The 7,021-nt window shown below is 39.6% G+C and carries 8 protein-coding genes; 6 read left to right on the forward strand and 2 right to left on the reverse strand.

The genetic code is table 11. From position 1 onward, the window contains the following. The first annotated feature begins 52 nt into the window (after positions 1-52). From AC1DPZ_RS18900 to cysS, 3 genes are all read left to right on the forward strand, one after another. On the forward strand, positions 53-130 hold the full coding sequence (locus tag AC1DPZ_RS18900; protein WP_477406281.1) for a hypothetical protein: 78 nt from the start codon (positions 53-55) through the stop codon (positions 128-130). Beyond that, positions 120-1,235, forward strand: coding sequence for an endonuclease/exonuclease/phosphatase family protein (locus AC1DPZ_RS18905; protein ID WP_477406267.1), 1,116 nt, complete (start codon positions 120-122; stop codon positions 1,233-1,235). The genes AC1DPZ_RS18900 and AC1DPZ_RS18905 overlap by 11 nt, the downstream gene beginning before the upstream one ends. 199 nt (positions 1,236-1,434) lie before the next feature. Beyond that, on the forward strand, positions 1,435-2,898 hold the full coding sequence (gene cysS, locus AC1DPZ_RS18910) for a cysteine--tRNA ligase (RefSeq protein WP_477406269.1): 1,464 nt from the start codon (positions 1,435-1,437) through the stop codon (positions 2,896-2,898). Positions 2,899-3,021: 123 nt separating this feature from the next. On the opposite strand, the gene AC1DPZ_RS18915 is transcribed toward cysS, so the two are convergent. Beyond that, the gene (locus AC1DPZ_RS18915) at positions 3,022-3,708 is read right to left on the reverse strand and encodes a hypothetical protein (RefSeq protein WP_477406271.1); all 687 of its coding nucleotides are present in this window, start codon (positions 3,706-3,708) and stop codon (positions 3,022-3,024) included. A gap of 324 nt (positions 3,709-4,032) precedes the next feature. On the opposite strand from AC1DPZ_RS18915, the gene AC1DPZ_RS18920 reads away from it, so the two are divergent. The 3 genes from AC1DPZ_RS18920 (at position 4,033) to AC1DPZ_RS18930 (ending at position 6,505) form a co-directional block, all read left to right on the forward strand. Next, positions 4,033-4,905: a hypothetical protein gene (locus AC1DPZ_RS18920; RefSeq protein ID WP_477406273.1), complete on the forward strand. Its 873-nt coding sequence runs from the start codon at positions 4,033-4,035 to the stop codon at positions 4,903-4,905. Positions 4,906-5,159: 254 nt separating this feature from the next. Further along, positions 5,160-6,017 (forward strand): response regulator transcription factor, encoded by an 858-nt coding sequence (locus AC1DPZ_RS18925; protein ID WP_477406275.1) that lies wholly within the window; start codon positions 5,160-5,162, stop codon positions 6,015-6,017. Positions 6,018-6,031: 14 nt separating this feature from the next. Continuing rightward, positions 6,032-6,505, forward strand: coding sequence for a CAP domain-containing protein (locus tag AC1DPZ_RS18930; protein ID WP_477406277.1), 474 nt, complete (start codon positions 6,032-6,034; stop codon positions 6,503-6,505). 98 nt (positions 6,506-6,603) lie between these two features. On the opposite strand, the gene AC1DPZ_RS18935 is transcribed toward AC1DPZ_RS18930, so the two are convergent. Next, a partial coding sequence (locus AC1DPZ_RS18935) for a pyruvate kinase alpha/beta domain-containing protein (protein WP_477406279.1) occupies positions 6,604-7,021 on the reverse strand: 418 nt, incomplete at its 5' end.

The following is a 7,021-nucleotide window of genomic DNA, read 5'->3' on the forward strand; positions in this document are numbered from 1 at the left end:
AAACAGCATAGAGTATCCCCGTCAGGACGAAATTGACCGTATATTAGATAAAATTTCACAATCGGGCGTTGATAGCCTGAGCAGGCAGGAGAAAGAAACTTTAGCTCGCGCAAGCAAGAATGAAAAATAAAAAAAGCAGGTTAAGTTTTATTGATAAAGTTATTTTATGGATAAACCTGCTTCTTTGTTTTGCTTTAGTTATCAGCTATTTTGCGCCATACGTCAACCCTCAAAAAATCTGGATGATTGCTTTTTTTGGGTTGGCCTATCCACCGCTGCTGTTACTTAATGTTATCCTTATGGTTTACTGGCTGCTGCGCAGGCGTTTGCAGTTCGCATTTTCGCTGGTAACTATACTAATTGGCTGGGGTACGCTAAACAACAATATCGGCTTCCGTGCCGCCTCATCCTATACGCCTGTGCCCGGTTCTAATGCTGTGCGTATCATGACCTATAATGTTCATAATTTTAAACGATATGGGGCAAAAAACGATGCCTCTACCAAGCATGAAATATTAGCCCTCATTACCAGTCAGCAGCCTGATGTTATCGGCTTCCAGGAGTTTTTTACCCGCAACAAGGGCCAGTATGATATGCGGGATTCTATTGTTAAAATTTTAGGGGTTAACAACTTTTATTTTGAGCCTTTCACTATTAGTAACCAGGAAAGCATTGGCATGGCCATTTTTTCAAAATTCCCTATAATAGCTAAGGGAATGATTCACTTGTCTGATGAAAAAATTTCGGCAAACCAATGTTTATATATCGATGTAAAAAAAGGCGAAAAGATTTTCAGAGTTTATAGTGTTCATTTGCAATCCATAAAATTTAACCCCTCGGATTATAAATACCTGGATAGTGTATCAAAACAAGGAAAAACGGACATGCAATCAACCAGAAGGTTGGGTGGTAAATTAAAAATAGCATTTATAAAACGTAGCGAGCAGGTGTTTAAAGTTAAAGCCCATGCCGCACTGTGCCCTTACCCCTACATTATATCCGGCGATTTTAATGATACGCCCACATCCTTCGCTGTAAACCAAATGGCAAAAGGGCTCAAAAATGCATTCCGCGAAAAGGGATCGGGTTTTGGGCGCACTTATAATGGCGATTTTCCTAACTACCAGATAGATTATATTATGGTGAGCCCGCAATTTGATGTGGCATCGTACCAGATTATAGAAAAAAAACTATCAGACCATTTTCCGCTTCGTAGTGATTTAATATTGAATTAGTAAAAGTATGTAAAAAAGCATCGACCGGGTTTATGTTTGCGATTAGCCCAAACAGTGCAGCGGTTATCGGCCTCAGTATACTTTTACGCATTTGCTGCTCCGGTAATTCTCTTTTTCGGCAACTATCATATACTTGTAAGCTTTAATATTCAGATGGCCGACATTAGCTTAAAATTGAAAAAATCGTAAGTTTGCCCTCATGAAACAAAATTTGTTTGTTTACAATACTTTATCCCGCAAAAAAGAAGAATTTAAAGCACTTAATGCCCCACATGTGGGTATGTACGTGTGTGGTCCCACTGTATACAGCGATGTACATTTGGGTAACTGCCGTACCTATATATCTTTCGATCTGATGTTCCGTTACCTCAATCACCTGGGGTACAAGGTGCGTTATGTGCGTAACGTAACCGATGCTGGCCACCTGGAGGGGGATGCCGGAGACGAAGGAGAAGATAAAATATCAAAAAAGGCAAAGCTTGCCCAACTGGAGCCTATGGAAATTGTACAAAAGTACACAGTGGGTTTTCATGAAGTAATGCAGATACTCAATACGCTACCACCAAGTATTGAGCCAACAGCTACCGGCCATATTGTTGAGCAGATTGAGATGGTAAAGGTGATACTTGAAAAAGGGTATGCCTACGAGGTGGATGGCTCAGTTTATTTCGACGTTGAAAAGTATAACAAAACCAAGGATTATGGTGTATTAAGCGGCCGCAATTTAGAAGACCTGATGAACAACACCCGTACACTGGGCGGTCAACAGGAAAAACATGGCAAGCTTGATTTTGCCCTGTGGATAAAAGCCAAACCCGAGCACCTGATGAAGTGGCCTTCGCCATGGGGTGTAGGTTTCCCCGGCTGGCATTTAGAATGCTCGGCCATGAGCCAGAAATATTTAGGAGATCAGTTTGATATCCATGGCGGCGGCCTTGACCTGGTACCTACCCACCATACCAACGAAATAGCTCAGCACGTTGCCTGCTGTGGTAAAAACCCGGCTAATTACTGGGTGCATACCAATATGCTTACCGTTAACGGCCAAAAAATGTCAAAATCATTAGGCAATAGCTTTTTACCGCATGAGCTTTTTAGCGGCGAAAACTCTATCCTGAATAAAGGCTACAGCCCTATGACCGTTAGGTTTTTTATGCTGCAGGCCCATTATCGGAGCACACTTGATTTTGGAAATGAGGCTATGGAGGCATCTGAAAAAGGTTTCAGGCGCTTGATGAATGCCTATGCCCTTCTTAATGTCTTAAAGGTATCTGCCAATACCGAAATTGAAATTGAACCGCTATTGCAACGCTGCTACGCGGCCATGAATGATGATTTTAATAGCCCGGTATTAATTGCCGAACTATTTGAGGCATCGCGGATCATCAATTCGGTAAATGATGGTAAAATGAAGATAAATGAAGCAAACCTGGAGCTGCTTAAAAACCTTATGCACACCTTTGTATTGGATGTATTGGGCTTAAAGGATGAGCAGGCCGATAACGATGATCTGCCAAAGGTATTAAACCTGATAGTTGAACTCAGGAATGAAGCTAAAGCCAATAAAGACTATGCCACAAGCGACAAGATCCGCGAGGGTTTATCAAAAGTTGGATTTCAGCTAAAGGATAGTAAAGATGGCACGCTCTGGAGCAAAAGCTGATATATAGAACCAAGGGATTAAGAGACGAGGATAAATATTTGTCTTCGCCTCTACTTTTGATTGCTGTTTGCAACATAATGAAGCACGGAACAAAAGGGATATTTTCGTAACCCCTAACGCTACCTACAAAGAGTTGTAATAATTAAACAGCTTAGCCAGGTCTCTATCACTTTTAAAATCAATTTTATTACTTATAATAAACGCCCGAACATTCTCCCCTTTATCACTTAAGGCAGTCATTACGTTTTTTTGCACTGGCTTAAACTTAGTAAGTTTATTATCCTTTAACAAGTAATAAACAGCATCCTTTAACGCAAAAGTTTTTGTTACTGTTGCTGAGTTAAAAACCTGATCTGAGTGAATCACCYTTTTATAGCGTTTTAACATTTTGACCTTACCATCAGCAATTACCTGGTAAAACGACGTTGGTGTTTGCTCATCAACAGCCGGGTAGCCATTACTGAATACTAAAGGCAAAAGATTGCTTTCCGGTATTCCAAACGTATCAAACCGGAAACTTTTAACAGGCTCAACAAAGGCCAGGGCCAATGAATCCCTGGGGCTTTGAAATAAAAGTTCATCCTTTATCAGGTCATATTTGAGTTTTGCCAGCATAGTTTTGCCGCTAACCAGGCTAACGGTACCCGGAAACCAGTTTGCGGCGAGGTATGGACTACCTTCAACATCAATATAAAGCTGCTCCATAACGGGCTTGCCCTGGTTATCGTTTAACATCTGCGTTTGTGCATTTGCAAAAAAACAATTCACCAACAAGCCAGCTACACAAAAACTAAAAAGGGATATCTTCATAATAAGGTAATTTTATACGCAATTGGCATAACGCGTTTTTTAAACAAAACATTATGCATATTATTGACTTGTATACTTCAGCGGGCAACAACGGGCTGCTTTATGTGGCTAAGCACCTGTAAAACTACACAACAAATCAACATGATGAACACGAATTTTATTTTATTAAACTCATCCGGCCACAATTAAATATAATCGTTTTCGTTTCATATTAAACACAAAAACAGGTAATAGCATAAAACTATTCATATTTTGCGGCAATTTACATTGCATTACCGACTTAAAATTTATTACTAAATTGCCCTACCAAAATCTTATTAAAACATGAAGAAAATATTATTAGCCGCCACATTTATGAGCTATAGCTTTTTTGCTTTAGCGCAGTCGTCACCGGTTAAAGTAAGTAAGGTTGTTACTGCCGAAGAAGACTTTAATAAATTAGTTGAGCGTAAAGGAATAAAGGATGGTTTTTTGGCAGTTGCTGCTTCCGACGGTATTGTATTTAAACCGGATGCTGTGAAAATCGTCGATTTTTATAATAGCATTGACAAGCAGCCCGGCAAACTGAGTTGGCTTCCAAAATTTGCCCGCATATCTGCCAACGGCGATCTTGCGTTTACCGCCGGGCCATATATTTACCAAAATGGCAAAACTGAGGATGATAAGGTTTATGGTGATTATGTTTCCATCTGGCGTGCCGATGTTGATGATAATAATAAACTAAAACTATTAATTGACCTTGGGATACAACACCCCGAGCCGGAAGAAAAGGCTATTACTGATTTTAAAGACCCTGATGCCTCCTCAAAATCTGAGCCGAGCAAAGATCCCTTCACAGCAAAAAGTGTTATTGTAAATACCGATAAAATATTCAATCACTCGCTAACGCTATCGGCATTGGCCAGTTATAAAGAGTTTTTGAGTCCGGAAGGCCGCTACTATTTCCCTGGGTTTGAACCAATGACCGGACCAGATGTGATTATGAAATTTATAAATAACCAGGCCATTAGCATATCTGCCGAAACTATTGACGCGGGTCGTTCTACAAGCAACGACCTGGCCTACAGCTATGGCCATGCACGCATTACAAAAGGCAATGTAGTGAGTAACTACAACTATGTGCGCATATGGGAAATTGATCAATCAAAAAAATGGAATATTCTGCTTGAAGTGTTTTCGGCTATTGAAAACGAATAAAGACCTAACTTAATTATATTAAAAACAGCGATGAGTAAATTCCATCGCTGTTTTTTTTTTGCCTTTTTATTTTACCCTCATTAATGCAACTATGCCAAGCAGGTAAAACTTTATTTTATTCCTAAAGTTCCGCATACCTTAGCAAGCCCACGGGCTTTTAAATAATAAATTTCACGAAAGCAGCTGTAATACCTATAAAAAATTATTATTAGCTTTATAAAATATAAAAGCGTTCTGCTTTGTAAAACCTATGTATGTTTCATCAAATTAACACGCGGACACAATTGCGTTACGATCCTTGTGGGAATACACCTTGCAACGAGGTAAAGCCCCTGGTGCATATTATTGAAGATAACTATGATATGCGAATGGTAATAAAAGATGAATTTAAGAATGACTATCGCACTATTGATTCACAAAATGGCGTAATCGGATTCGAAAAAACCATCAGGAACATACCCGATGTAATAATAAGTGATATACAGTTGCCCGGGATTAACGGCGTTAATCTGTGCAAGCTATTAAAGGAAGACCTACGTACATCTCATATACCTATTGTATTAATAACCGGGTTCGGTGATCATGATGAAGGTTTAATTAACGGACTGGAGAACGGGGCAGATGATTATATGGTAAAGCCTTTTAGTTTTAACATTTTAAAAGCCCGGGTTAGTAACCTGATAAAAACAAGAAAGATATTATTAAATAAATTTACAAATGAGCATTACGCGCTGCAAAACAAACCCGGACTAAAAGATAATGATGAAGTGCTTTTAAAAACAACATATGAGGTTATTGAACAAAACATTAACAATCCAGCCTTTGAAGCCGACGATTTTGCAAGAGCTATAGGCATGAGCCGGGCTCAAACTTACCGTAAAATAAAAGCAATAACCGGCCTGTCCGTTAAGGAATTTATTCGCGTTACACGCCTCAGRAAAGCCGCCGGTATGCTTATCAGCACAGATCACAATATTTCTGAAATTGCTTACCAGGTAGGCTTTAGTTCATGCGCTTACTTTTCATCCTCCTTTAGCAATTACTTCAAAATTTCTCCAAGTAAATATGTTCTTTTAAACAAGGGCAAAACATCTTACAATTTTGATTTTTAATTGCTGATAGAACTATGCCCGCAAAAAAAACCATCGCATTTTACATTTTGCTTTGCCTTGCTTTGGGTAGCTGCAAAAAGGACAACATAGCTGTTGATGATATACCTGCCGAAATGCTGGCAGCTGTTAATGAGCTACGAAACACAGGCTGCACTTGTGGCACTGTTTATATGTCGCCCGTCCCTCCGGTTAAATGGAACAATAATCTGGAAGCCGCCGCTGCTGCACACGCAAAGGATATGTTTGTTAATAATTATTTTAACCACATATCCCCCGGCGGATCATCGCCCATACAAAGGGCTATTGAGGCAGGCTACACGGGTACGTATACAGGCGAGAATATTGGTACCGGCTACTACAACGTACAACAGGTAATGGATGCCTGGAAAAAAAGCGAGGATCATTGCAAAGCCATGATGGATAGCATATACGTAGATTTTGGAGCAGCAAGATATAATACTATTTGGGTGCAGGAGTTTGGCAGGTAACCAGGTGCCGGGCTAACTGTTGCTTTTGAAAAGATCAAAAAAAAGCGGATCATGCCTTAGCATGACCCGCTTTTTATATTAAGCTAAAAACTTATTAATTATTCAATAACGCTCACTTTAAGCATATTGGTTTTACCTTGTTTAATAATAGGCACTGCAGCAGTGTTTATTACCACATCGCCTATTTTAATCAGTTCTGCCGCTTTAAGAATATTGTTTACATCGCTTATAGTATTATCAGTACTTTCCAGCTTATCATAATAGAAAGACCGAACACCCCACACCAGGCTAAGCGCGTTTAGCAATTGCTTGTTTGCAGTAAATATGTAAGTACTTGCTTTAGGCCTGTGACTCGAGATCTGGAATGCGGTGTACCCAGAAGTTGTCATAGATACAATACCTACAGCGTTACTATTTTGTGCAAGATGCACTGCCGACTCGCAAACCGTATTGCTCAGGTAATCAGGTGAAGCAGGATCAGCATTTACTTCTTTAGATGAATTAAAGTTATAACCC

The organism is Mucilaginibacter sp. P4_G9 (genome assembly GCF_056400985.1).

Excerpts from the sequence above, each read along its gene's own strand:
- cysS (WP_477406269.1), top strand. The coding sequence starts at position 1,435 with ATGAAACAAAATTTGTTTGTTTACAATACTTTATCCCGCAAAAAAGAA.
- AC1DPZ_RS18920 (WP_477406273.1), top strand. The coding sequence starts at position 4,033 with ATGAAGAAAATATTATTAGCCGCCACATTTATGAGCTATAGCTTTTTT.
- AC1DPZ_RS18905 (WP_477406267.1), top strand. The coding sequence starts at position 120 with ATGAAAAATAAAAAAAGCAGGTTAAGTTTTATTGATAAAGTTATTTTA.
- AC1DPZ_RS18930 (WP_477406277.1), top strand. The coding sequence starts at position 6,032 with ATGCCCGCAAAAAAAACCATCGCATTTTACATTTTGCTTTGCCTTGCT.